The organism is Pseudoalteromonas citrea, from assembly GCF_000238375.3.
GTDB lineage: Bacteria > Pseudomonadota > Gammaproteobacteria > Enterobacterales > Alteromonadaceae > Pseudoalteromonas > Pseudoalteromonas citrea.
Map to the genome: position 1 here is coordinate 518,970 of NZ_AHBZ03000027.1, position 25,556 is coordinate 544,525.

25 protein-coding genes are annotated in these 25,556 nt (G+C 40.3%); 12 read left to right on the forward strand and 13 right to left on the reverse strand.

All coding sequences use genetic code 11. The features are described 5' to 3' along the window. Positions 1 to 102: 102 nt before the first annotated feature. Entirely contained in the window at positions 103 to 1,155 is a 1,053-nt protein-coding gene (locus tag PCIT_RS20340; RefSeq protein WP_010361838.1) for an ABC transporter substrate-binding protein, read from the reverse strand. Positions 1,156 to 1,309: 154 nt separating this feature from the next. Here PCIT_RS20340 and PCIT_RS20345 point away from each other — a divergent pair, with 154 nt between their 5' ends. The 4 genes from PCIT_RS20345 (at position 1,310) to PCIT_RS20360 (ending at position 8,413) form a co-directional block, all read left to right on the forward strand. After that, positions 1,310 to 1,696: a cytochrome b562 gene (locus PCIT_RS20345; protein WP_010361839.1), complete on the forward strand. Its 387-nt coding sequence runs from the start codon at positions 1,310 to 1,312 to the stop codon at positions 1,694 to 1,696. Positions 1,697 to 1,868: 172 nt separating this feature from the next. Continuing rightward, positions 1,869 to 3,314, forward strand: coding sequence for a basic secretory protein-like protein (locus tag PCIT_RS20350; RefSeq protein WP_010361841.1), 1,446 nt, complete (start codon positions 1,869 to 1,871; stop codon positions 3,312 to 3,314). 161 nt (positions 3,315 to 3,475) lie between these two features. Further along, positions 3,476 to 6,310: a TonB-dependent receptor domain-containing protein gene (locus PCIT_RS20355; RefSeq protein ID WP_021032295.1), complete on the forward strand. Its 2,835-nt coding sequence runs from the start codon at positions 3,476 to 3,478 to the stop codon at positions 6,308 to 6,310. A gap of 18 nt (positions 6,311 to 6,328) precedes the next feature. Further along, positions 6,329 to 8,413, forward strand: a complete 2,085-nt coding sequence (locus PCIT_RS20360) for a basic secretory protein-like protein (RefSeq protein WP_010361843.1) — start codon at positions 6,329 to 6,331, stop codon at positions 8,411 to 8,413. A 71-nt stretch (positions 8,414 to 8,484) separates the two neighbouring features. On the opposite strand, the gene ykgO is transcribed toward PCIT_RS20360, so the two are convergent. Further along, the gene (ykgO, locus tag PCIT_RS20365) at positions 8,485 to 8,625 is read right to left on the reverse strand and encodes a type B 50S ribosomal protein L36 (RefSeq protein WP_010361844.1); all 141 of its coding nucleotides are present in this window, start codon (positions 8,623 to 8,625) and stop codon (positions 8,485 to 8,487) included. Between the two features lie 10 nt (positions 8,626 to 8,635). After that, complete coding sequence (locus tag PCIT_RS20370; RefSeq protein ID WP_010361845.1) at positions 8,636 to 8,887, reverse strand: type B 50S ribosomal protein L31; 252 nt, start codon at positions 8,885 to 8,887, stop codon at positions 8,636 to 8,638. Positions 8,888 to 9,077: 190 nt separating this feature from the next. Between PCIT_RS20370 and PCIT_RS20375 the strand changes: the two genes are divergently transcribed. Beyond that, positions 9,078 to 9,335 carry a hypothetical protein gene (locus PCIT_RS20375; RefSeq protein WP_010361846.1) on the forward strand — a complete coding sequence of 86 codons (258 nt, stop codon included), beginning with the start codon at positions 9,078 to 9,080 and terminating at the stop codon, positions 9,333 to 9,335. Between the two features lie 8 nt (positions 9,336 to 9,343). On the opposite strand, the gene PCIT_RS20380 is transcribed toward PCIT_RS20375, so the two are convergent. Further along, entirely contained in the window at positions 9,344 to 9,997 is a 654-nt protein-coding gene (locus PCIT_RS20380; protein WP_010361847.1) for a DUF6058 family natural product biosynthesis protein, read from the reverse strand. 150 nt (positions 9,998 to 10,147) lie between these two features. Between PCIT_RS20380 and dapA the strand changes: the two genes are divergently transcribed. Both dapA and PCIT_RS20390 read left to right on the forward strand, forming a co-directional pair. Then, on the forward strand, positions 10,148 to 11,062 hold the full coding sequence (gene dapA, locus PCIT_RS20385; RefSeq protein WP_010361849.1) for a 4-hydroxy-tetrahydrodipicolinate synthase: 915 nt from the start codon (positions 10,148 to 10,150) through the stop codon (positions 11,060 to 11,062). A gap of 56 nt (positions 11,063 to 11,118) precedes the next feature. After that, a complete protein-coding gene (locus PCIT_RS20390) occupies positions 11,119 to 12,426 on the forward strand; it encodes a DEAD/DEAH box helicase (protein ID WP_010361850.1) in 1,308 nt (435 codons plus the stop codon). Between the two features lie 97 nt (positions 12,427 to 12,523). Here the strand turns inward: PCIT_RS20390 and PCIT_RS20395 are convergent, their stop codons facing one another. The 4 genes from PCIT_RS20395 to zapE form a co-directional block, all read right to left on the reverse strand. Continuing rightward, positions 12,524 to 13,003: a LabA-like NYN domain-containing protein gene (locus PCIT_RS20395; RefSeq protein ID WP_010361851.1), complete on the reverse strand. Its 480-nt coding sequence runs from the start codon at positions 13,001 to 13,003 to the stop codon at positions 12,524 to 12,526. A gap of 252 nt (positions 13,004 to 13,255) precedes the next feature. Beyond that, positions 13,256 to 14,890 carry a methyl-accepting chemotaxis protein gene (locus PCIT_RS20400; protein WP_010361852.1) on the reverse strand — a complete coding sequence of 545 codons (1,635 nt, stop codon included), beginning with the start codon at positions 14,888 to 14,890 and terminating at the stop codon, positions 13,256 to 13,258. 541 nt (positions 14,891 to 15,431) lie between these two features. After that, entirely contained in the window at positions 15,432 to 15,827 is a 396-nt protein-coding gene (locus tag PCIT_RS20405) for a hypothetical protein (protein WP_040697463.1), read from the reverse strand. A 395-nt stretch (positions 15,828 to 16,222) separates the two neighbouring features. Then, a complete protein-coding gene (gene zapE, locus PCIT_RS20410; protein WP_010361854.1) occupies positions 16,223 to 17,341 on the reverse strand; it encodes a cell division protein ZapE in 1,119 nt (372 codons plus the stop codon). A 99-nt stretch (positions 17,342 to 17,440) separates the two neighbouring features. Here zapE and PCIT_RS20415 point away from each other — a divergent pair, with 99 nt between their 5' ends. The 4 genes from PCIT_RS20415 (at position 17,441) to PCIT_RS20430 (ending at position 19,882) form a co-directional block, all read left to right on the forward strand. Further along, positions 17,441 to 18,037, forward strand: a complete 597-nt coding sequence (locus tag PCIT_RS20415; protein ID WP_010361855.1) for a Crp/Fnr family transcriptional regulator — start codon at positions 17,441 to 17,443, stop codon at positions 18,035 to 18,037. 81 nt (positions 18,038 to 18,118) lie between these two features. After that, entirely contained in the window at positions 18,119 to 18,757 is a 639-nt protein-coding gene (locus PCIT_RS20420; RefSeq protein WP_010361856.1) for an NAD(P)H-dependent oxidoreductase, read from the forward strand. A 2-nt stretch (positions 18,758 to 18,759) separates the two neighbouring features. Further along, on the forward strand, positions 18,760 to 19,212 hold the full coding sequence (locus PCIT_RS20425; RefSeq protein ID WP_010361857.1) for a DMT family transporter: 453 nt from the start codon (positions 18,760 to 18,762) through the stop codon (positions 19,210 to 19,212). Further along, positions 19,205 to 19,882, forward strand: coding sequence for a GNAT family N-acetyltransferase (locus tag PCIT_RS20430; RefSeq protein WP_010361859.1), 678 nt, complete (start codon positions 19,205 to 19,207; stop codon positions 19,880 to 19,882). The genes PCIT_RS20425 and PCIT_RS20430 overlap by 8 nt, the downstream gene beginning before the upstream one ends. On the opposite strand, the gene PCIT_RS20435 is transcribed toward PCIT_RS20430, so the two are convergent. The 4 genes from PCIT_RS20435 to PCIT_RS20450 all read right to left on the reverse strand — a co-directional run bounded on the left by PCIT_RS20435 (position 19,873) and on the right by PCIT_RS20450 (position 23,092). Beyond that, positions 19,873 to 20,508: a glutathione S-transferase family protein gene (locus PCIT_RS20435; protein WP_010361860.1), complete on the reverse strand. Its 636-nt coding sequence runs from the start codon at positions 20,506 to 20,508 to the stop codon at positions 19,873 to 19,875. The two genes, PCIT_RS20430 and PCIT_RS20435, sit on opposite strands and share 10 nt — an antisense overlap. A gap of 188 nt (positions 20,509 to 20,696) precedes the next feature. Next, positions 20,697 to 22,301, reverse strand: coding sequence for an AbgT family transporter (locus tag PCIT_RS20440; protein ID WP_010361861.1), 1,605 nt, complete (start codon positions 22,299 to 22,301; stop codon positions 20,697 to 20,699). A gap of 203 nt (positions 22,302 to 22,504) precedes the next feature. Beyond that, positions 22,505 to 22,819, reverse strand: coding sequence for a hypothetical protein (locus tag PCIT_RS20445; RefSeq protein WP_010361862.1), 315 nt, complete (start codon positions 22,817 to 22,819; stop codon positions 22,505 to 22,507). 9 nt (positions 22,820 to 22,828) lie between these two features. Next, positions 22,829 to 23,092 carry a DUF3081 family protein gene (locus PCIT_RS20450; protein WP_010361863.1) on the reverse strand — a complete coding sequence of 88 codons (264 nt, stop codon included), beginning with the start codon at positions 23,090 to 23,092 and terminating at the stop codon, positions 22,829 to 22,831. A gap of 83 nt (positions 23,093 to 23,175) precedes the next feature. On the opposite strand from PCIT_RS20450, the gene PCIT_RS20455 reads away from it, so the two are divergent. After that, positions 23,176 to 24,114 (forward strand): ribonuclease Z, encoded by a 939-nt coding sequence (locus PCIT_RS20455; RefSeq protein WP_010361864.1) that lies wholly within the window; start codon positions 23,176 to 23,178, stop codon positions 24,112 to 24,114. On the opposite strand, the gene PCIT_RS20460 is transcribed toward PCIT_RS20455, so the two are convergent. Beyond that, the gene (locus PCIT_RS20460) at positions 24,082 to 25,401 is read right to left on the reverse strand and encodes a DUF2252 family protein (RefSeq protein ID WP_010361865.1); all 1,320 of its coding nucleotides are present in this window, start codon (positions 25,399 to 25,401) and stop codon (positions 24,082 to 24,084) included. The genes PCIT_RS20455 and PCIT_RS20460 overlap by 33 nt on opposite strands. Between the last annotated feature and the right edge of the window lie 155 nt (positions 25,402 to 25,556).

The following is a 25,556-nucleotide window of genomic DNA, read 5'->3' on the forward strand; positions in this document are numbered from 1 at the left end:
ATAAAAGCCAAAAAATATACATTTTTTGGCTTTTAAATGAGCTAATTGATGTTTTATGCGGCTATTTAATTTAATTAATTAAAGTTATGTGAATTTTATACGTTATTTAAAAAAGCTATTTAAAGCGTCAAGATTGTATTCCAGTGGCGCATTATCCATGGTAGTGAAGCGGCTGAAATCTATATCATCAATATTTTTGTTGTGTATCGCATTGTAGATTGGTGCATATTTTTCGCTATATACTTTGAATATAGGGTATATACTATCGCCAACGGACATTGACTCTGGTTGTTTATGTTCAAAGACTTTTATCATCGCAAGACCACCGAGCGTGACATGGCCGCCAATGGAGGTATCTAAGTGCGTAGTTTGTTTTTTGTCCCAATTAACGCCGCCAACTTTAATTTTTTCTCGCAACCCGAGTTCTGTAAGCGCTGCCGCTGCACCAAAAGCCATCGCATCGTTGGCACTCCATATGAGCTTTGTGTCTGGAAAGCGTTTTAGTAAACCAGGAGTAAGTTGAAACGCTTCATCATACGACCAGTTTGCAGCCACCCTTTGCTTTAGATTAAGATGCGGCTCGCGATTAGAATAATTCAGTAAACCTTGTTCACGCTTTTGGGCTGCAAGTGTTGCAGTCTCACCTAACAAAGCAATCATTTCATTTCGATAACGTTGATTTGGCTTATCAATGAGCGACACTAATGTCTGTGCAAGTAACCTCCCAGCTTGAAAGTTATCAGGCAATAAACTCCCCAAAATACCATATCCTTTTTTCACAAGCCTTTTGGTTTGTGCTTGAGTCGGTTGGTTTAGTAAAAAAATGATCGCAGGGTGAATATGAGTAGAGTTAATAAGGGTATTGGCTATCACAGACTTTTCGTCGACTAAGATTAAATAACTGTCTGTGTCTTGTATCGCTTCTCGAACCAATTGCTTCATAATAATATGATTCCTATCAGCGTATTGCACTGTTAGCTTGATATCTAGATCATCAGCAGCGGCTTGCATAAATAAGGTAACATTGAGCCAAAAGTCGCCAGTGGGGTTACTGTGGGCGTAACCGGGATTGATAAATGTTACTTTCGTCTGCGAATAAGATTTAGGCGCAATAAAAACCAGCAATGCGAAGAGTAAGATAATTGGCAATTTCATAGGGAATTCATAAAATTAAACTTATCTTTAGTATGACACATATTTGCATTTTTGAGGCTAATTCATAAACCGGCTTTGTAGGGCAAATAAATGCTTAATCGTGCTATTTTAGGTATACTACGGCAAAATATATAAGGGCGTTATAAGTAGGGCGATGCGTAATACATTATTTTTGTTGTTTTTTATGTCGATAACTGTGTCTGCACAAGAGACTAGTGAGCTATCGGTCACTATGAAAAATATAGGGCTAAGTTATAAACAGGCAGTGCAAGCGGCTAATAAGCAGGAACTACTATCTTCGTTAGAATCACTGTCGCGTTATTCACTTGAAGCGACAAAAGAAACGTTTAAACCGGAATTGAAAACTCAGTCGTTAAAAGGTTTGCAAAAAGTATTAGATACGATTGAACGGGCTAGGCAGTTGGCCAAAAATGGCGATATGAAAAGTGCCCAGAGTGAGTTAAAGAAAATAGATTCATTGAGAAAAGAGTATCATAAACTCCATGAACCCCCGAGCATTTGGCAACTCATATTTGGCTAACTAGTAAACTGGCAAGGTGGTGCTTTGTATTGAAGGTATCACCGTCACCTTATTCTTGTTTGTCTGCAATTAGTTTCATTTTAAAATCGAGTTTTTTAAAATATGTACTGCTGTTCTTGATTTTTCAATAGGAACGATCCAATAATGATGTTTGCATTCATTTGGAGAATCCATGATCTACCTAAAAGAAACCGTATTCACGACATTGATGATGCTGGCATCGCCTGCCATATTAGCGAATGATCTCGTGTTGTATGATATGACCAAAAAAGACCCATTCACGGTTAACACGCAGTATCCAACTTATATAGAAAATGAAGGCGTTGATAAACTATTCGATACTTCCTTGCAAAGTAAATACATATCAAAATACAGCCAAAGTTGGGTATCTATCCATTTTGAACGCCCAAAGCGAGTCTATGAGTATGTATTAACGTCGGCACTTGATGCGCCAAAGCGAGACCCAAAAAGCTGGGTTTTATTTGGGTCAAATGATGGCACATCGTGGCATGAACTTGATAACCGAAATAACATTATGTTTTCAAAACGCGGTCAGTCTCTAAAATTTCAAGTCACTGATAGTCGGTCATTCAGTCAATTTAAACTAGATATGAAACAAGAGGGGACAACTGCATGGGGGGACAGCTATTTGCAACTTGCTAACTTTGGCCTTATCTCTGAGACCCACTTACCAATAGCGAATTTTGATGTCAGCCAACCGGTGACTACTATTAATCAACCAATTGATATTTATGCTAACGTCCCTAATAATCCGACAAAATTAATATGGAGTATTCCCGGCGCAACCCTGTTTGCAGCGGGCAATAAAGCCAAGGCATATTTTTCAAAGCCAGGTAGTTATTCAGTGTCATTGCAGGCAATAAATACATTTGGCGAAGACAGGGTTGACCGTAACAATGTGATAAAGGTATTCGATAAGTCAAACCCTTGGGTAGGGCTCACAACACCAAAAGTAAAGGTAGTTATTGAAGACTCAGAGTCGGCTGGCGCAAAGAGGTTGCTCCGACTATTTCCAAATATAGCACAGACAATTGATAATGTGACAAGAGAGCTCGCACCCCTGCTATATAAAAATTTTGCTGAATTACCTGATTTCGAGCAAGTAACATTTACCTTAAAATGGATGGATACCATCGCTTATCGAGCTGGTGATGATACTAATATGGAAATTGCCTTTAGCTCAAAATATATTACAGAAAAATTAGCAGGCAAACCTGATGAAGATGTGCGCTATGAACTATTGGGTGTTTTATGGCATGAGTTGACTCATGGATATCAGCACTTTCCAAAGTCCGTAGGTTATGATGATGCTGGTGCGCACGCTTTTATTGAGGGTATGGCTGATTTAATTAGAATACAAGCCGGTTACCACAAAACAAGATCACCCAAGCCATCGCAAAGCTATTTAGGAGGCTACACAAATACTGGATTCTTTTTATATTGGTTGAGCAAAGAACATGACAATTTTGCATATCGATTTAATAAAACAGCCATTGAGCTTGAAAAGTGGCGCTTTGATAAAGCAATAAAGCACGTAACAGGTAAAGATGTAGACTTGTTGTGGTCCGACTATCAACAGTCTTTGAATAGTATGTAATTAATTGTTGAATAAAAGACATTGACAGAATACCGTCTACCACCAATAATTGGAACGTTCCTTTTGTGCGTATTAAACAAATAGCTAGTTAGCAGTATTTTTTTAAATGGCAATTGGAACGTTCTAAATTAACGATAATAATATACGTCAGCGGATGAAATATGAATAATAATAAATTAAGAAGGTTGTCACCAATTGCAATGGCTTTGGCAGTCATTTGCACTAATTCAAGCCTCGCCTTAGCAGCCCAAGAAGTAAAAAAAATAGAACGAGTTGAAGTTACATCATCGAGAATTAAACGTGTTGATATTGAAGGGGCAATCAACGTACATACGATCAGTTCTTCCGATATGGTACGTAATGGCTTTGATTCTGTGTACGATGCTTTGATGGGATCAGTTGCAGCAGGTGGTGCTGTATTAGGTGAAGTTGAAACAGGCTCTTATACCCCCGGAGCCAAAGAACTGAATTTAAGAGGGTTAGGACCAGAATACACCCTAATTTTGGTTAATGGGAAACGACTAGCTTACTATCCGATGCCATTTGGTGGGCAAACAAACTTTGTAAACTTAGATATGATCCCAACAGCAATGGTTGAAAGGATTGATATTCAAACCGGTGGCGCATCAGCAATTTACGGCTCTGATGCAATGGCGGGTGTTGTAAATATCATAACTAAGAAAGGAATTGATGGGCACTTTATTGATGCGAAGTTTGGCCAAGATACCTATGGTAAGGGTGATAAAAAGTCTTTGACATTTGTCGGTGGATTGAAAAAAGACAGTTACACCTTTGATTACGCTTTAGAATACAAAAAAGAAGATGCGCTACTATCCAGTGATAGGCCTTATCATGACAGTGTTTGGGATAACCCAGACCCTGACTCGAATCGCGAAGTTAACCGCTCCATTACAGTTTGGGCTGAAAATACCGAGTATCGTAATCAGTATTCAGAGCAATATTGTAATACTGATGATAACCCACACCCACAAGCTACCCAGCACTTCGTTAAGCGCAGTAATTACGGGCCGAGTTGTGGCTGGGATGAAACGGGTGATAAGTTATTACGCAATGAAAGTGAAACGTACAGTGTGTATTTGAATTCTGAATATGAACTATCTGAGACCACGGCTCTATTTGCGAATGGGTTTTATATTCAGCAAGATAAAAAAGGCCGACGTAACCCGTTTTTATGGGGCCATTTAGACTCAATCCACGGTGGGAATTTTTGGGATCCTGATATTCAAAATAGTGATGGGGGGTATGGCGCTCCAGTGAAGTATATGTGGCGGGTTCTATCAGATGATGAATATACCGATGACGGTTTAGGGCGCATCTTTAACGATGAGTCGATGTCATTTAATTTTGGTGTAAAAGGTGAGGTTGGTGGGTTCTACTACTCTGTGGGTTACAGCCACGCTAACTACGATTTCGCTGATAGGTATTTATCACATACCGTTACGGGAAATCAGTATATCAAAGGGCCAAAACTCGGTGAAGTGAATGGAATGGATGTGTATCGTCCCAATTATAAACTGTTCTTTGGGGGCGCTACACCAGATAGTGTGATGCAGTTCATGGACTGGTCAACGTATGATGGTAATTCGTTTAATGACAGTGTAACGGCAGATATATCTGGAGACTTATTAGAACTGCCGGCGGGTGACGTTCAGTTTTCAGCGTATGTTGAATTAATGCGAGAGGGCACGAGAGCCACACCAGACGACAGAATATTAAATAAACAATTTGTTGGTCTAACTGGCGTGATCACTGATGGGGAGCGAGATAGATATGCCGCTGCCTTTGAGTTCTTAGTTCCAATTACATCCGAGTTAAGTGCGGAAGCAGCAGTGCGATATGATTACTATGATGATGAGAGCCAAGTGGGGGGGGCAATGACGTCGCAGTTAGGTGTCACATATAAACCTACTGAGCAAGTTGTGATTAGGAGTGCTTATGGGACAACCTTTAGAGGCCCTGATATGTCTTCACTCTACCAAGGGTTCAGTGGTAATTTTGCTACCTTAAACGATAGGATCACCGCTGATGCGTGTCGAACGCTGCAAAGCACGCAACAAGTTGATGGATATAATACGGATGCGTTATCGCATACTTGTGAAACAGGTCAGTTAGATTTAACCAGTGCCAATATAAGTAGCCTACAAACCGGTTTTGAAACATTATCAGCGGGTGATCTGACGCTAAAAGAAGAAACGGGAAGTTCGTTTACCGCGGGTATTGTTTATGAGTACGCAGATGAACTGTCATTCAATATCGATTTTTACGCGATAAAAATTAAAGACAAAATTAAGAGGCTTGATTCAAGTTATATCCTAGACAAACTCTGGTTATGCCAAAATGGAGGGGAGAATAGTGACTCCGAGCTGTGTGGCAATATGCGTGAAAGAGTTAAGCGATATGATGAAAATGGCCAAGGAATTGACCGACTAGGTAATGCAATATCAGGGTTAGCTTATACACCTCACACGATACAAGAGGGTTATATTAATGCTGCTGAACGTCAAGATGCGGGGATAGATCTTGGCATACGGGGTACATTTGACACGGTTTTTGGAACGTTCCGCTATAAGGCAGATTATAATCGTGTGTTGAAAAAGAAAGAGCGGATCCGTGCAGAAGACCCATTAGTTGATATCTTAGATGACCAAAATAACCGTGACTTTAAAGAATTAGGCTCTCTCTCGACCACGTGGGAAAGTGGCGATACATCGGTGAGTTGGTTAATGCTATATAAAGGAAAAATGTGGAATAACGCTGTATACGGTGAGCGTCAAAAGTTACCTGCATGGATAAAGCACAATGTCACGCTGGGGCATCATATTAATGACGATACGCGTTTGATATTCACCGTGAAAAACTTACTCAATGCGATGCCACCTCAAGACGAAACATTCAGTAATTATCCATTTTATCATGGCGGTCGCTACGACAGCATTGGCCGAGAGTTTAGTGCAAGATTAACTTACCAATTCTAATAATAACAGGTGACTAATATGTTTAATTTAAAATATTCAGCAGTAACATTTGCTGTGTGTGTGGCATTAACGGGCTGTAATGATGGATCAGGTTTTACTTCGACGCGCAGCAGTGAAGAAACACCAGTGCAAACCGTTGTTAATGACTCAGCGCAGCGAAATATGGTTGGCGATACGGGCTCTAAAGTTGAAGCCATATTGGCTGACGGGACTGATGACTCACCTGCAGGTGAGCAGGTTGAAAATCTAATTGATGGCAAGGCGGGTACTAAATTTTTAGCGTTTGATAGCAAAGCAACAGTGATTTTTTCAGCAGTTAAGGAATATGAGCTTAAAGGTTATAACTTTATATCGGCTGCTGATGAACCGAACAGAGACCCTAAGAACTGGGTAGTGTATGGTTCAAACGATAAACAAGACTGGATTGAAATAGATTCACGCGCAGACGAAGTATTTGAATCACGTGGCTCAATGCGGTCATTTTCTATTGAGAATGAACAAGCATTTCAGTACTTCAAGTTTGAAATGGTACATGCTGGGACTGATTCCTACGGCAGTAACATCTTACAGCTTGCTGAATTGCAGTTGATGGTAGTATCTGATGTCCCACTGGTAGAGTTTATAGCGACAAATGTGACGCCAGCGGTCGATGAGCTGGTGGTTTTTAAAGACGAGTCATTGGTAAACCCGACCAGTTGGCAATGGACATTTGAAGGTGGGACGCCGCAAACCAGTAATGAGCGATCGCCATTGGTTAAGTTTTCCTCGTTAGGTGCTAAGTCGGTAACCTTAATCGCGGCGAATGACAAAGGTGAGTCAACGTTAATTAAGGAAGATTATATACGGGTGTGGGATGAACAACAGCCTTGGGCAGGTTTTGAAAACCCAAGTGTTACTTTTATAAAAAATAAACCCGAGCACGCAGGTCAAAAAGCACTTGAACGAGTATTTCCTGACCTTGAAGCAGTGATCCAAGAAATATCATTAAAAATTGCCAAGCGTTTATTCAACAACGTAACCGAAATAAATACTTTTGAGTCAGTGAAGTTTACTACTGATCTGTATGATTTCCCTGCCGCTAAGGGGGGGAGTGATAAACATATGGAACTGATGTTTGACTTAAACCATATAGCGAGCTTGGAAGGTCAAGGTGATGAAGCCATTAGAAGAGAAGTTCTTGGGGTACTTTGGCATGAATTAACACATGGTTATAATAACACACCAAAAACAGGGAGTTATGAAGCAGGTAACGACTATCATACGTACTTAGAGTCACTGGCAAATTTCATCCGAATTGAAGCCGGATTCTACGAGCACGCGAGACCTAATATTGCTTGGGTAAAAGACCATAATGAAGATGCGTATAACCAAACCGCATTTTTTTTAGAGTGGGTCGTTAATACAAATAAGAGTATCGATTTTATTAAGCGCTTTAATGCCAGTGCAAATGAGCTTGATAAATGGGACTTTGATTTGGCATTTAAGCATATATTTGGTGCAGATCGCGGGATTGAAGTCGTATTTTCTGAATATATTTCATACTTGAAAGATGAAAAAGGCATTACCGCACCTTTTCCTACGCCAGTGGTAGGGTTTAAAAATATTGCAATTTTAGAGTCTGTAATAGTTAATACAAACGCAACTCATATAGGTATTTGGGGTGAAGGGCCAGACAAATTAGTCGATAATAATATAAATAATAAGTTTAACGCGTTGATTGAAGCACCTTGGTGGGTGGGAGAGTATGCTCCAGATTTGCTGCCGATTGCGCAAGTTAGCAGTGTCCACACCGACTTTGTTTTAGCGCAAGCAACGAAGGTGTCAAAATACTCTATTGCGACAGCCGAAGATAACGCAATACGTTTTCCAAGCAGTTGGGATATGTATGGCTCAAACGATGGTGAGCAATGGGCACTGCTGGATAGTCAAGAGTTCTCAAACTTACCTGAGTTGAGCGCGACCTACACGTTTGATATTTCTCATACCGCTGAATATATACAATATCGAATTGATTTTCATAATACACGCACAGGAGAAGGGATTGGCGGTGATAGTGGTCGTTTGATCCAAATTGGTGAAATTGCGTTATGGACTGAAGAATAAATAGCTGCATGAGCTAACAATAAAAAACCTCTACCAACTTGGTAGAGGTTTTTTTTCAGGGCAAGATAAAGTTACTTTTTCGAGCCGCCTTTCCCTTGTACAGCTTTAAAGCGTGGATTTGTTTTACAAATCACAAATACGCGACCGCGTCTTTTTACTACTTGACAACCAGGGCGATTTTTTGCGCTTTTTAGTGAACTAAGTACCTTCATAAAGCCTCCGTTATTTTGTGCTTAAGTTTTTAAACCTACGGTTAAACTGTGCAACACGTCCATCACTAGCAACCGCTTTTTGCTTACCAGTATAGAAAGGGTGAGATTCACTAGACACATCGATTGGCACATAAGGGTATGTAACACCCTCTAATTCAATCGTTCTGTCTGTTTTAATTGTTGAGCCTACAACAAAGTAGCTATCTGCAGCTGTATCGTGAAAAGCAACTTGTTGGTAATCAGGGTGGATCCCAGGCTTCATAAAAACTCCGTAATGTTTTGTTATAATGTATCGAATTCTATTTTAAATAAGAATTAATTGCAACAATTAATAGCGACTCCCGCAATTTCTCCTCGGATCGCACGAATGTTGTGCAAACGGTTACTTAGGGGGTACCAATTCCGTATCAGCCTGTTATAACTAATAACTACAACAAGAAAAGGGAACAGTTATGACTCAGGAAAATGGCCAGTTAGATAACAGTGTAATAGCAACGCTCAAGAATAAAGATCACTCGGCACTGAGTGAGCAATTAGACAGTTTAAGCTGTACTCACACAGACATTATTGAGCTACTTGCCGAGTACCAGGTACTCAGCGAGCAAGATGATGATGAAAAGTTCGACACCTGGTATGATGCTTTGTGTAAAGAGCAATTGACCGTGTTGAAAGCGTTTGAAATAATGCGTGCACATTACGAGCAGTCATAGCGCTAAACTTATTTTACGCTTAAATCGTATTTAATCACTAAAGCGTCGATATAGCGTTCACGCAAAGATTGGTTTTGTTCATGCTTTGCTTGATGGCTGATAGCACGATTTAAAAGCTTTAGAGCCTTAAGTAATAGTGGGCGTATCGTTACGTCTAAACTTGAGGCGGTGCGCTCTTCAGTGAGTTCATCGACAATTGCTCTACCTAGTTCTATATAAACAATCTCTTCAATAAGTCCGTTTTGGCTAATTGTGCCATATTTACTGCACAAATATTGTTGCCAGCTAGTTTGAATTTGCTCCTCTAAATCGTCACTAAAGCGAGGATCTTGGCATGCTAATGCTTGTTGGTGACATTTACCCAGAGTTTGCAAATATTGCTGATAAAATAATTCATATGCTTGAGAAGATGTGTTGGCTTTATATTTTAATAAGTCCTGCCCCCATTGCACACTGCCGCGTGGATAATAATCGGTAAACTCTTCACATTCATAGATCCCAAGATAAGAGCTACATGTGATGTTGTTTTGAATGCTATATGATGGTTTAGGGAAGAGACCACCTTGTTGCCATTCATATAACATCTCTTCAGATATCTTAAGGGTTTGACATAATTCTTCTGCGCGATAAAAGTAAGTATTTAAGTGCTTCAGTAAGCTCATAACCAAATCAACTGGATAAATATACAGTATATTGATTGTGGATGATTAAATTTAATATTTCAAGTAAAAATTTGCATCGTGAATTACTCGGATATTGGCGTCGTTTATGGTAAAACATAGCCAAACTGATCTAACGCTAATTAAAATCGAATGCGAACAATACAAACAATTAAACAAGCAAGTCTAATTACTGCAATAAAAACTCCTTATACGATGTCTGGTGAGATTGATTTAGATGCCTATGACCGCTTAGTTGAAGCGCAGATCAGTGCAGGCGTTGATGGCATTATCGTGGGTGGAACAACAGGTGAAGGCCAGTTAATGAACTGGGAAGAGCACCTTATGCTCATCGCACATAGCGTCAATAAGTTTTCTAAAGACTTAGTTATTGTTGGCAATACTGGTAGTAATAATACACGTGAGGCTATAAAAGCGACAGAATATGGCTTTGCCTCAGGCATGGATGCAGCGTTACAAATTAATCCGTACTATGGCCGTACATCACTCTCGGGTGTTAAAATTCATTTTGAGCGCTTGCTAGATCTTGGCCCTGCGTTTGTTTATAACGTGCCGGGTAGAACAGGGCAAGACTTGACTCCTGACATCATAGAGCCACTTGCAAAGCACGTTAATTTTATTGGTGTAAAAGAATGTGGTGGCAATGAACGAATTGAACATTACGAATCGCAAGGTATAGCGTGTTGGTCTGGCAATGACGACGAGGCGCATGACGGCCGTCATTTACATCAGTCTCATGGCGTAATTTCAGTTACCTCAAACTTAATCCCTGGGCTATTTCGTACATTAATGGATTCAAAGAACTCGTCTCTCAATGAGCAGTTGACCCCCCTTATGAACTGGCTGTTTTGTGAACCGAATCCAATTGCAATCAACAGTGCGTTAATTATGACGGGCGCGGTTAAACCGGTATCACGTCTACCTTATGTTACTCTAAGTAAAGCGCAGCAGTTACAAGGGGTTGAACTTATAAATGCGCTTAACGAAGCCGATGTAGTCGGTGGAAAGGCAAATATCATTGATGAAACGCTATTAAAGCTTTGTTAGGTCGTTACAAATAACGTATAATCTGCGGCCCTTAAGTATTGGTCGCAGGTTTTTTCATGAATTTCAAATCTTTTAGTTTTTCTCCTTTGTTGCTTAAAGCACTCGACGAAATAAACTTTTCTACCCTAACCCCAATACAACAAGCTGCCATTCCCGTCGTGCGCAAAGGGCATGATGTTTTAGCTACGGCTCAAACAGGCACGGGTAAAACAGCGGCGTTTGCATTACCTGTTATTCAAAAACTGCTAGATGCAGATAATGGGTCGCAATCCAAATCACCACGCGCTTTAATTTTGGCGCCTACGCGTGAGTTAGCGGAGCAGATAGGCCGTAACTGTGAGGAATTTGCACAGCATACAGAGCTAAAAACCGTATCGCTGTTTGGTGGTGTAAATACCACCGGGCAAGCTGACAAGCTGGCTGCTGGGGCTGATATTGTTGTTGCAACGCCTGGGAGATTGCTTGACCATATTCGTTTAGGTAATATTAGTTTGGCGAATGTTCAGCACTTGGTATTAGATGAAGCTGATCGTATGTTAGACATGGGCTTTATCACCGATATTCAGCAAGTGATTGAATTAACGCATACCGATAAACAGATTTTATTATTTTCAGCGACCTTTCCGCCTGCTATGAAGCAGTTTGCAGGGTCAGTATTAAGACACCCTAAATATGTACAAGTAACGCCTGAGAACACCACCGCTGAAACAGTTCGTCACGTAGTATACCCTGTTGAACAGTCACGTAAGCAAGAGCTATTGTCCGAGTTGATTGGCAAGAAAAACTGGCAACAAGTCTTGGTGTTTGTAAACATGAAAGATGTTGCGGATGATCTAGTAAATGAATTGATGCTTGATGGGATCCCTGCAATAGTCTGTCATGGCGATAAAACACAAGGTGCTCGTCGACGCGCATTACGTGAGTTTAAAGAAGGCAAGGTACGAGTGTTAGTTGCGACAGAGGTTGCTGCTCGAGGTATTGATATTGAGGGCTTACCACGTGTTGTTAACTATGACTTACCTTATTTAGCTGAGGATTATGTTCACCGCATAGGCCGCACTGGTCGTGCTGGTAATGAAGGACAAGCCATTTCATTTGTTGCTCGTGAAGAAGAGCAAGTATTGGTTCACATTGAAGAGCTAATAGAACAACAAATCAAGCGTTATTACTTACCGGGTTACGAAGTTAGCAGCCGTGATAACTTAATTAAAAAGCTAAGTAAAAAACAATCACATCAACGTCGTCAGCCTCGCAGTAATCGCCCAAGTAACCAGGCAAGTGGTGAAGCGCGTGCTAAAAATCGCTCACGTATTGCGAATGTACGAAAGCAGGTCAAGGGCACAAAGTTAGGTCTTGATAAGTGATCATCACGATGCATTAATAAAAAATAGCGGCTTTAAAGCCGCTATTTTTCGTTTTGTTACTTTACGTTTGTTTGCTTTGCGTTTAGAGCATTGCGCTTTATCGTGATAATAGTAAAGACGAGTTAATGGGGATAAAGTCATCACACGATTCAATCAATAAATTAGCGGTAAGCTTGGTCGCCCCGTACACCGTGCTTTTTACCTGGTATTGATTACGTAAATGCGCTAGTAAAATAGCAAAGTCACCATCACCAGACAGTAATATTACTTCATCGACACTTTTTGCTGCTTCAATCATATCGATTGTAATACCCACATCCCAATCTCCTTTTTTTGATCCGTCTTGACGTTGAATATAGGGCTTTAGTTTTACTTCAAAGCCTATAGCGCGCAAGATATTTTGAAACTGGGTTTGTTTGTCGTCACCGCGATATGTTGCGTAAGCGTAGGCATGCTCTATTTGGCCATACTCTTTTGCTTGTGCCCAAAATGCATTGTAATCAAAATTACCGCCCAAGGACTGTTTACAGGTGTAATAGATATTTTGTACATCGACAAAAATAGCAATTTTTTTCATATTTTGATTTTATAAGTTTTTATACACGTATTCGCATACTGTAACAGAAGAAGCTGGTGGCATGATAAATAAATAGTGGTAAACCAGTATCGAGGTCTCAATACTGGTTTACAGTCAGGTGTTTCAGCTCAGGACAAAGGAGAAGTTGCTAAGTTAGATTCTTCGTAACTAAAATTTGCTTGTTTAAGGGGGAGTTGCAACCGGAGAAGGTGGCGCAGGCCCGCTTTCTCCTGTTGCTCTCTTAAGCGAACTTTAGACTTTAAATTCACTGACTAAGTGATTGAGTTGATGTGACATTTCACTTAGGTTATGGCTAGATGCCTTTGTATGCTCAGCCCCGGTTTCTGTTTGGCTTGCAACTTGTGCTATACCGCTCATACTATTGGCGATATCACTGGTATTCTGGGTTTGGATTTGTGCTGAGTTGGCAATTTCGATATTTATTTCGCTCAATGACTTTACGGCGGTATCGATTTTCTTCAAAGTATCGTTACATAAAGTACCTGTTTGTAAGCCTTGCTCAGTAGCCTGCTTACAGGTCTGCATTTCAGAGACCGTTGCCGATACGCCTTGATGTAACTTGGCTATGATGTTTTGAATATCATCTGTCGATTGCTGAGTACGCATAGCGAGCGTTCTCACTTCATCAGCGACTACCGCGAAGCCTCTACCTTGCTCACCTGCTCGGGCTGCTTCTATTGCGGCGTTTAATGCGAGTAGATTTGTTTGCTCTGCTACTTTATTGATCACATCCAGTACAGCACCAATTTCAGTTGATGACTGTTGCAGATCCGCGACTGCTTTTTCTGCCTGGGATACGCTGGCCGCGACTTTTTCTATAGCAGCCATATTCGATTGTAAATGTTCAATACCTTGGTCTGTTAACTTAGAAGAGTTTTGCGCTGTCTCTAGCGCGTATTGGGTTTGTGAATATACCGATTCAGACGAGTCACTTAAGGCAGTAATTTTATTCTGGACAGATTCAGTATCATTGTTTTGTTGTTTGATCCCAGTTTGTATTTGGTTTGTTACACAGGCTAATTCTTCAGCTTGCGACGCGAGAGAATGGGTATTTCCGTTAATATTGTTTAAAACATCGCGAAAATGTTGATTCATATTATTAAACGTTTTTGCCATGGTCGTTAACTCATCATTCCCCTGACTTTTGAGTTGAATGGTTAAGTCTTTGTCTTTTGTGATTTGTCCCATAGTTCGAGTCAATTTTGTTAGCGGTTTAGTAATATTTCTGGCAATTATGTGGGATAAAATGATCAAAAGGGTGATATATAGCAAAGTTTCTATGACTATTTGAATGAGTATTTCTTTATAAGCTTGTTGCACGTCAGTCAAATATATACCAGTACCGATCGCCCAATTCCAGTGATTTAAACGATAAATGTATGAGGTTTTACTTTCTTGGTCATTTGAACCTGGCTTTGGCCATAGGTACTCGACAAACCCTTGGCCATCGCGTTTTGCGGTATTGACGAAGTCTCTAAAAGCAGAAGAGATATAATCTTTAGAATGCAAAGTCATTGACTGACCGTTCAACTTTGGTTTTATTGGGTGACTTACCATATTCCCATCCAAGTCAAACATAAAAAAGTAACCAGATTGATCATACCTGGTTGCATTAACTAGTTGCTCAGCTTGCCGTCTTTGCTGTTCATCACTTAGAGTGTGGTTAGACTTTATTGCATTTAATTGAGAGTTTAGGGTGCCAACTAGGTTTTGTGCCTGAACCTTTCTTTCAGCGACCATTGTGGCTTCAAGTTTGTTAGCTGAGGTTAGCTGAATGCCAATAATTATGATACTGGCTAAAACGATACTCAGTCTCAACTTATTTGCGACGCTTAGCAGACCTAAAAGGTGATTTACTTTTAACATAGATACCTACAACAAAATGGCTTTTAAAATACGAAACAGACAGCGCTGTCAATTTGGCTGGAGTTTACCCATTAATGCGTATAAAGAAAGAGTAAACTGGCTGTTCCTAAAGTTAGCACTGTGTAGGGCATAACTATGTCATTGATAATCAGTCTCATTATAGCCTTTGATTTTGTGTAAAGAAATGTAAACAGTCGAGGTTTTTAACATTGTCAAATTACAATATTTAATTAAAAAGTATTGGTTTTAACTTTTAGGAAAGTGATAGATTATTCTAAGAAATTCAAAAAACATGGCATAAAAGTCTTTTTATATATGTTTTTATTAATAAAAATTAACTTGTTTAATTCTAACGTTAGAAATAGAAAAAGAGCTGGCTTTGTGTTTTTGGTACTTTATGGTTGGCTTATGAAAATATAGTTCTAATTACTAATCAAGCTTTTGTTTATTAATTAGGTCGTCTACCTAGAGTCTTGCTATTGCGTAAAACAAGACTCCAGTAAGAGGAGATACATTTTTATAACGTAATGCACTCGCTACTTTAAGATGGCTTTTGCTTAATAATTAGTGCGACTAAACCCGTAATGATGATTAATGCAAATCCTGACAATAAAAAAGGGTCAATTGCTAGATTTTCGTTGAATGAAAACTGACCTGAAGATATTTTTTTCCAGCCCATAAAGTGTTGATTGGCAGCGACAACAGCACCAAAAAAGCCAATAACCAATGCCATATATTTAGTTACCCAATGTGTTGAGAATGGGAGAAGGAGGAGGATCCCTAACATCCCTATTACTGAACGCTGCACTCTACAGTAGGGGCACACGTAAACTGCGCCCATTAGTTCAACGGTCCAAGCTACTAAAGAGATCATGACTGCAATACATGCAATAACGCGGGTGTTTTTAGTATATGTATTCAGATCGAGAATTGTCATTTTTTCCTATTCTTCGCAAAACAAAAATATCAATATAACGTTATGGTATAACATATTCTTTATTGATGCAAAGGTGAGTCTCTGTGGCATAGCGCCTTTACCCTGAGGAACTTAAGATTATAATCTACTCACTCTCGATTGTGATATAGATGGACAAAAGCGGTGAAGCAGTCAAACATGTGTTCGACTGTCACTTTCCAAGGTACTTTCTATGATAGATGTGGAGCCATGGTTACTGATATTTTTCAAGGAGCCTTGTTTAGACTGACCAACTGGGCCACAAGTCAATGACTTCGCCTGATATAATGAGCTCTCTTATGGTTTTAATCGTGAGGGCTTAAATAGCGTACCGTTTGAAGTGAAGTCGGTACATTATTGATTGCTGAAAACATATTTTACCCCGTTACGGCTCGGCATTTCTTTCTTAAGTGATTTAATGACCAGTTTTGCATTTCTACCAAGCGACTTTTGGTTCGTTCAAACTCAAATGCCAACTGTTTGCCAACATAAAGAGATTGTAGCGCGACTTCACAATGAAGAATGATAAGGCAACCTTGATCATAATACTCATCTACTAAGGCGATGAAGCGCCGTGCTTCATCATCAAGCTGGTGAGCCGCAACAGCGCTTTTTTCCCGTTTGTATCCATCTTCAACGCCTTGTACGGTAATGCTATCGATAGCATTACTCCCCATTTGTGGGACGTTCTTAATCATTAAAATCGCAAAGCGCTGTGCTAATTCTATATAATCAGCAGTGGCTCTAGGTGCAGAGCAAATAGGCACGAAGTCGAAGGCAATGGCATTATTTATGAACCCTAGTGTGGCTATTTCACGGTTACAAATTGTGATTGTTTTAAATGACCCCGAGTTGTTCAGTGGTGACGTGATCAGATCATGTAGCATACAATCAAACAGAGGCTCGTCACCAACTGATATATAGCATGGGTTAAATCCTTGGCTAAACCTATGGTCAGTTGGACCATATATGCCGATCACTTCACAGTGGCAATGAATAAGTTTGATGGTAGGTAAAAACCTGTCACGTTGCAGCCCATTTTTGTAAAGAGTGTCTGGTTGACAGTTTGAAGTGGCAATAAGTACAACGCCTGAGTCAAATAGTGCCTCAAATAATCCTGCCATGATCATGGCATCACCAATATCTGAAACAAAGAACTCATCAAAACATAACACTTTCGTTTTTTTTGCCCAGCTTTTGGCAATTACTTGCAATGGTTCATGAGTGCCTTGTATATCATTTAAGGATTGATGAACTAAGGCCATAAAGTGATGAAAATGAACACGCTGCTTTGGTATATTTGTTAGTGTGTCGAAGAATAAATCCATTAGCATACTTTTACCTCGGCCAACTGGGCCGTGCAAGTAAGCACCTTTGGTAGGGTTACCTGAATAGAGGTCTTGTTGTAAATTGGCTAAGTAATTGAGGGCGTTTAGCTGTGCATCATCACTGTTAAGTTCGCCCGACTGTATTAGATTTAGATAGTGTTTGTGCATTGGTAGAGAAAAACCATTATTTTATAGTATTAGAGCATATTCAGAGGTGTTAACCTAGCGCCAGTTTACGAGATTAAACCGAACAATCAAGGATGTATTATGCTAGAAGCTTATGCACATATGCGACGGGTTATGACTGCCCTTTCACCAATGGGCGACGAAACTTGGCAACAGTTGCTGTTGTGTTGCAAAGTAATTAAAAAAAAGAAGGGAGCGCATTTATACCCCTTTGCTGAAGTACCCAAAAGCTATTGTTTTATGCATTCAGGAATAGCAAGGCTATATGCCTGTGATGACTTAGGCCAAGAATATAACAAACGTTTCTTTAATGATGGGCAATTTCCGGGTGTGATGAGTGCATTACATTTAAACGAGAGTGTCGAGCAAGGTATTGAATGTTTGACAGACTCAGAGTTGATAGAGATAGATTTTAAGTTATATCGTTCAGTGCTATTTGAAAACACCGAGTTGATGGCTTATCAAATTAAATACTTAGAAAAAAATTGGTTATTAGATAAAGATCAACGAGAAATTTTATTAGTACAACAAGATGCAACAGCACGGTATTTGTTGTTCTTAAATCATTCTCCAGAGCTCGCAAGGGCGATACCACAGTACCACTTAGCCTCGCATTTAGGTATTTCAGCGACGCAATTGAGCCGGATCAGAAAAACCTTAAACTTTGTGAATAATTAGAGCTTTATTTACATAGGTAAATGAACGTTGCTGTGCGTCTTCATATAATTTCTTCATCGAAACGAGATAAAGGAAATAGTTATGAATACTGAGTTAAATGTTTCACAAAGCCTTACTTGGCGCTATGCAGCACGGCGCTTCTCAGATAAAAAAGTGTCTCAAACGGCGTTAGAGCAACTACTAACAATGACTGGCTTAAGTGCATCTTCTTACGGTTTACAGCCATATAAAATTATTGTTATTGAAAATCCAAAAATCAAAGAGTCATTATTAGCACACAGTTATGAACAAAAGAAAGTAGCCGCTAATAGCCATTTGTTAGTGCTTGCAGCAGACATGTCTAACGTCGTGACTATGGTGTCAAGTTACATGCAAAGTTTGGCAAAAACCACAGGGATAACCGCGTTACAGCAACAAGCTATGCGAGAAAATATGTTGGCTAGCTTGGCCAATATGGACCCCGAACAGCAGTTCCAATGGGCAAGTGCACAAGTAAACATCGCTTTAGGTACATTACTTGTATCGGCAGCAAGTCTTGGCATCGATAGCTGCCCAATTGGGGGGATTGATGGCCGTGGGTACGATGAAGTGTTGGCATTGCCCGAGCGTAACTTGAGAACGGTGATTACGGTACCAATTGGTTATCGGCATGAAGACGATGTGAGTGCTAACGCGACCAAGGTCAGAAAAGCGCTTCATGAATTGATTGTAGAGATATAAGTATGTTGTATGTATTGCTAGCCTGTTTAGCTGGTGCAGCGATTGCGCTGCAATCGAGTATGAACGCGATGTTGGGAGTCTTATTAAAAAGTCCGATACTGGCAACGACCTGTGCATTTTTAGTCAGCGGGTGTTATGCCTTTGTCGTCTATGCAACGACCGAGCGACCTTCTATAGACGCGGATGTGTTAGCAAAGGTTCCTTGGTATCTATGGACGATTGGTGGGCTATTTAGCGTTGTTGGAGTTGGACTAAGTTATTTCTTAATACCAAAAATGGGGATTGGCAATCTTATGTCGTTGGTACTGACGGGCCAATTATTAATGGCGATGGTGATCAATCATTTTGGTTGGTTTGGCGCTAAGCCGAGTGTTGTGACACTCACAAAGGTGGCCGGTATTTTTGCGTTATTAATCGGCATATATTTAGTAAATAAAGGCAGTAATTATGGTTAAGCACGCTTTAAAGGAAAATGTGGCGCATTTAGTATCGTTGTGGCATAGCTATGGTGGTGTTGTTAAAAAAGAGGGAATATATCGTCATGAACAGTGGCCTCATAAAGCGTGGAGTGTTGACCAAGAAATTAATGAATCAGTCTCCAGTCTACGTTTAAATCGCACAAACACACCATTAGGGTGGAAATATTTTACTTTTGATAGTGAGCAACCTAGAGAAGCTGTATCGTCTTTAGTCGCAATGCATAAATCAATTACGGATGTTAAAGACATTTTTGAAGATGCAAGTATCAAAGAAGTAGTCAGTGAAAAAGAACTCGCAGAATGGGTCACTTTAGGCAGTGAAGGATTTGGTTATCAGATTGATATATCGCCTATCTTACGTGTATTTTCACAAGCGCGTTCACGCTTATATTTTATAATGAGTGATGAAATCGCAGTGGGTACAGTTATGACGTGGACAGAAGGTCGCGATGTAGGCATTCATCAAATGGCAATAACACAAGCAGGACGCGGTAAAGGACTTGCTGGGAAAGCATTAGTGCAGTTAGAGCGCATAGCGCGTTTTCACGGAGCACAAACATTGTCGCTACAGGCGTCTAAGAAAGGGTTTAAGATATATGCAGGGGCGGGCTTTTCGCCCCTTGGGTATATCTCAAGTTATTTATAAATCGTGAGGTCTGTTTCTTCGAATTCGCAGACACTTGCAATTGCTGGGTGTTTAGCAAGATTCTTTAAATAACGGTTTAAGTTTGTGAAGCTAAGCGGCGGCTTATCTATTTCGTCAGCCCAAACACAAAGCATAAACATATAGCAATCACATACAGTAAATTGATCATTAACTAGGTAGCTATTGTTACCCAGTTTTTGATCTAAAATTGCTAGCGCGTCACTTATCCGAGATTGCTGAGTTTTAATAATATCGTCATACATAATGGCATTTTGGGTGTGTCGCTCTGGGTAAAAATACACCATTAATTCATTTTGTAATGTACCGGTTAAGTACATTAGCCACTGGTAAAACTCAGCCTTGTCTTGTGGTGCTTCAGGGATCAGGTGCTTCTCAGGGTGCTTTTCACACAAGTACAAACATATGGCTGCGCTTTCACATAAAATAAAGTCATCATCAACGAGTGTTGGGATGCGACCTGTTGGGTTTAAGCGTAAATACTGCGCCGATTTTTGTGCGACTTTTTTTCTGTCTACGAGTTCAAGTTGAAATGGTACTTCTAAGGCTTTTAAAACAAAGTGTGGGGCAAGACTGGCATTACGAGGATAATAAAAAAGTGTATACATAAATTACCTTTGTGATTTATTTAAATGTTTCATACGAAACCTAAGCTCCTTTTTAGCAATTTCTCTCCATCAACTTTAGGAGAGTGGCTGCCATTTAACAAATTATTAAGGGTTCCTTTTTTTAGTTAATACAATATGCTTAGCCTAGAAACAAAAATGCCAGCGTTAGCTGGCATTTTCTTACTACATTAAGGTGTGTAGTAGATAGGGGAGTTTGGTCCAACGGGTAAGCCAAACCCAAATACCCAAATATAAAATAATGCGACCCATCCGATAAGGAAGAACATACTGTAAGGCAACATAGTCGCTACTAGCGTACCAATGCCCATATCTTTTTTATACTTGGTTGCTACAGCGAGTATTAAGCCGAAGTAACTCATCATGGGTGTGATCAAGTTCGTTACTGAGTCGCCAATACGATAAGCTGCTTGAATAGTCTCTGGTGCATAGCCAATAAGCATGAGCATCGGAACAAAAATAGGCGCCGTAACTGCCCATTGTGCTGACGATGAACCCAGAGTTAAGTTAACCATGGCACACATCAAAATGAACAACACAAAAACTTCTGGTCCAGTTAAGCTCAGAGTTTGCAGCAAAGCTGCGCCATTGATTGCTAAAATTGTACCTAGATTAGTCCATTTGAAAAAGGCGACAAATTGCGCTGCAAAGAATACCAACACAATATACATACCCATTGAGCTCATCGACTTACTCATGGCGTCAATCACATCTCGGTCGTTTTTCATCGTCCCAACGACACGGCCGTATACAAAACCTGGTATTGCAAAGGTAACAAAGATAAATACGACGATACCTTTTAGAAAAGGAGAGCCTGCAACAGCCCCTGTCTCTGGGTGACGTAGAATGCCATTCTCAGGTACGATAGTCAGTGCAAGTAATGCAGAAACGACTAACAATGATACACCTGCCCATTTTAACCCTGAGCGCTCTTTGTCAGATAGGTGCTGTATATTATTATCATTTAAATCGATACTCGCTTCATCAGGGTTGTATTTACCTAAGCGTGGTTCAACAATTTTTTCGGTGACCAGTGTGCCCACGGTTGCAATTAAGAAAACTGATATCATCATGAAATACCAATTTGCTTCAGGGCCAACTTGGTAATTTGGGTCAATCATTTGTGCCGCTGGTGTCGTTATACCCGCAAGAAGAGGGTCGATTGTTCCTAATAGTAAGTTTGCACTATACCCACCAGATACACCTGCAAATGCAGCTGCGAGGCCAGCTAGGGGGTGACGCCCTAAACTATGAAATATCATAGCTGCCAGCGGAATAAGAACGACATAACCTAGTTCTGATGCGGTGTTTGATAGAATGGCGGCAAAAACAACCATGAATGTAACAAGGCGTTTTGAAGCGCCCATTACCATGCCACGCATTGCTGCAGAAAGCATGCCCGAGTGTTCAGCTACACTGACGCCCAGTAATGCGACCAATACTGTGCCTAAAGGGGCAAAACCGGTAAAGTTAGTCACCAAACCTGTCACTATTTTTTGCAGGCCTTCAGCACTTAACAAGCTAACAACTTCGATAACACCATCAGGATCACGCCCTGCAGAGCCTACCGGGCGAGGGTCTATGGCGCTAAGGCCAAACCAATCTGCAATGCCACTGAATATGACTATCGCTACACAGAACATAGCGAATAAAGTGATAGGGTGGGGAAGCATGTTACCCAAAAATTCAACGGTAGCTAAAAAGCGGTTAAACCACCCTTTAGGGTGTTGAGAGCCTTCATCCCCTTGAGCTGGTGTCTTTACAGCATTTGACATAGCTTTTGTTCTCAAGTCTAAAAATTGGCGATAAGGTACCACTTTTTAAAGCGATGGTCATTCAGATACGGCGATTTATGTCATTAATGCGTTAAAAGTTAGATCTTGATTAATTCATCAGCTAAATGAGAGGAGGGTTTACCGTGATTAGATATCAAGAACCCCGTATAAACAAATGACTAAACTGAAGAGTACCCGCACATTTAATCAAGAATACCTTTGAACAACAGCGGGTAGCGCCTTATGCGATTGCCAATGTAGTCGTTTGCAAGGATCTGCTGACGGATCCGCTCGATGTCATGATCAATAACCAGTACCAATTCAATACGCTCAATTGCCGTTAAGAACCCGCGCTTGAGATGTATTTGAGTCTTATAATAATCACAATTGCGTTTGATTATTTCAACTTTATGAGGCGCACGTTGCAGCTCGCTCAATACCTCAATCAGGTATGGTGTTGCCTGCACATTATCTCTTGTTAAACCGCGTTGTTTCAAACGTCGTTTGTTACCGTACATATGATGTCTTTATTGCTCTGCTAGTTTGTAAATATGTTCAATCTTGCTGAGAAAGTCGTACTTCTGTTTGTCGTGCTCATAATCCAGATGATAGGTGTTATGAAAGCCGTATCGCATCACGACACCACTGCCTTGCAAGTAGACAGTGTAACCATCAAAGTCAGAGAACGCTGTTAGACCCTGGAAGTGCTTACCCTGTTGTGTCTGCTCGCCATTTTTTTGTACAAACTCGAATACACTTAAAATTGTTTTGCTGTCTATATCATTTTTCATTTCTTGCTCCTGTTATAATTAATGATACGTGTAAAAAGTGCGATATGATCTAAGTCAATAAAAATAGGTTAAATTTAATCACTATGAAAATACAGTTTTTAGGCACTTCATCGGGATCTCCTAGTTTATCTAGGAATGTATCTGCAACGGCGATTGGTTTTGAAAAATCAAAAGAGTGGCTTTTAGTTGACTGTGGTGAAGGGACTCAGCATCAAGTGTTGAGAAGCGAGTACACGGTCTATCATTTAAGTATAATTTGTATAACACATTTACACGGTGATCATTGCTATGGCTTACCTGAGCTATTAGCGTCAATGTCCATGAGTGGCCGAACGAAAACGGTAAACTTAGTTGCACCTAAAAAGGTGGTGGAGTTTATTCACTCAACATTGGTACTAACAGACGTAGCGCTAAATTTCGAACTACATTGCCATATGGTTGAAGAACTAGATGCTGCATTAGATTTTCCCCTTTGCCGTATTGATGTGATTAAATTACAGCACCGAGTACCAAGTTATGGTTTTAAGTTAACCGAGAAAAGCATTCCGAAGAAGTTGCTAATTGATAAGTTAACTGCTCATGGTATTGAACCTGGCCCGCATTTTAACGCACTGCAAAAAGGGTTAGACGTCTCTTTTAATGGCAAATTGTTGGTTGCTGATAATTTTACTTATAACAGCTGGCGAGCAAGAGTAGTAATTATTTGTGGCGACAATGAGAAACCTAATTTATTAAAGCCCTATATAGATGGTGTTGATGTATTGGTTCACGAGGCGACATTTACGCATCGAGATTTACATAAAGTCGGTATGCATACTGGGCACTCTGACGCAAAACGGGTCGCGCAGTTCGCGCAAGAACATCAAGTGCCGCAATTGGTGTTATTTCATTTTAGTGTACGATATCACGGATCCGGGCTATTAAGTCAGCTATTGGCAGAGGCCAGCGCATATTACGACGGCCATTTACGATTAGTTGAGGACTTTGATTTACTTTTGATTGACAAGCATATCAGAAAGTAACAATTGGTCTACTTCCATCTGCTTTGCGTATTTTTTGGCTACTTTAATTAATGTATTAATATGATTTGGTAATATCTCAGTGACTTTTTGTTGGAAAATGATTGAGCGACGGTCACCACGCATATGTGCCAGTGCTAACGTAAAGCCACAGCTTTGTGCGAACTGCTCGAAACCGGTTTTATGTGCAGCCCGCTTACCTAAACAAAAGTCCTCAGGGTCAAGACCGACCCTTGCATGATGGCGAGAACGTAGTAACCAATGTGTATCTAGCCAGATCGCATCATCTAAGACTAGATCGGGGCGTCGCTGCATCTTGCGTTGACAATTAACAGTAAGGTGAGCAGGGTTGAGCTCATTGATCGGGCTCAGTGCTGGGAAATAAAATAACGGTGCGGCTGGCCGTTGTTGTTTAACCTCGACAACATGACATAGGTTTAAGGCTTGTGGCTGTGTGTCAGTCACTTTAGGACCTACAAGCAGGTAATAACGACGCATATTATTAGAACCTGTACCTGCATTTAGTCGTTCAACACAGGCTAAAATTGTATCATCTACATAAGGTGAAAAGCGCGAAATCAGTTCCTGCTGGTGTTGTTCTGATAATGTTTCAAATCGCTGTGGGTTTGTTTTGAATTTCAGCTGACTATTTGTCAGGTCTAATTCTTTTGCCAATGTACTACTGGTTAAGAATGCAGCTCCGCCAGCCATACGTTGTAAGCCTTTCTGCCAGCGTTTATGTAAAATATGCTCTTTATCAAACTCTATTAACGCAGACTGATTATTAAGCTCACCTTTAACAGAAAGATCGCATGATTGCAGATATTGGGTAACAAAAGCGTGAGCAGCAGCATCTGTTTGACACTCTGTCACAAGCGGCTTTTGCCTGATCTTTAAGTTTTCACTTGCTTGTTGTAGGTTTTTACAATGTGTTTGGCTCAAATATAAACTGACAATAAAACGGAAGAGGTCCCAAACCATATGACCGATACAGGCGTCGTCAAAATCATTAGGTGCGAAAATTAATTGGTCCCCATGAGAGCCTTCTTCGCTTATAAAACCAAAATTGCCGGTATGACAGTCACCAACAATATTGGTTAGTGGCAGATGGTACAATTCATCAGGAAGATGAATTGACTTGTTTGCTAAATCACGATACATCAGCGAAGCACTGCCACGGAAGAAAAAGAATGGACTACTGGCCATTTTTTTATGTTTGTTGATCCCTAGGTTTATCGAGGCGTTGTCTGTTGACTCGAGCACGTCACGAATAATGTCTTTTCTGATCATGATATATCCTTCAACCAATATCTTTAATTAAACTGCGAGTTATAGCAAAGTTGGGGTTAACTGTGTACTTAACACTATCATATTTAACTATCGCGAATTGCCATATAAAGCAATACTATTTCTGAAACTCAGATTTAAATAATACGACTCTTAGC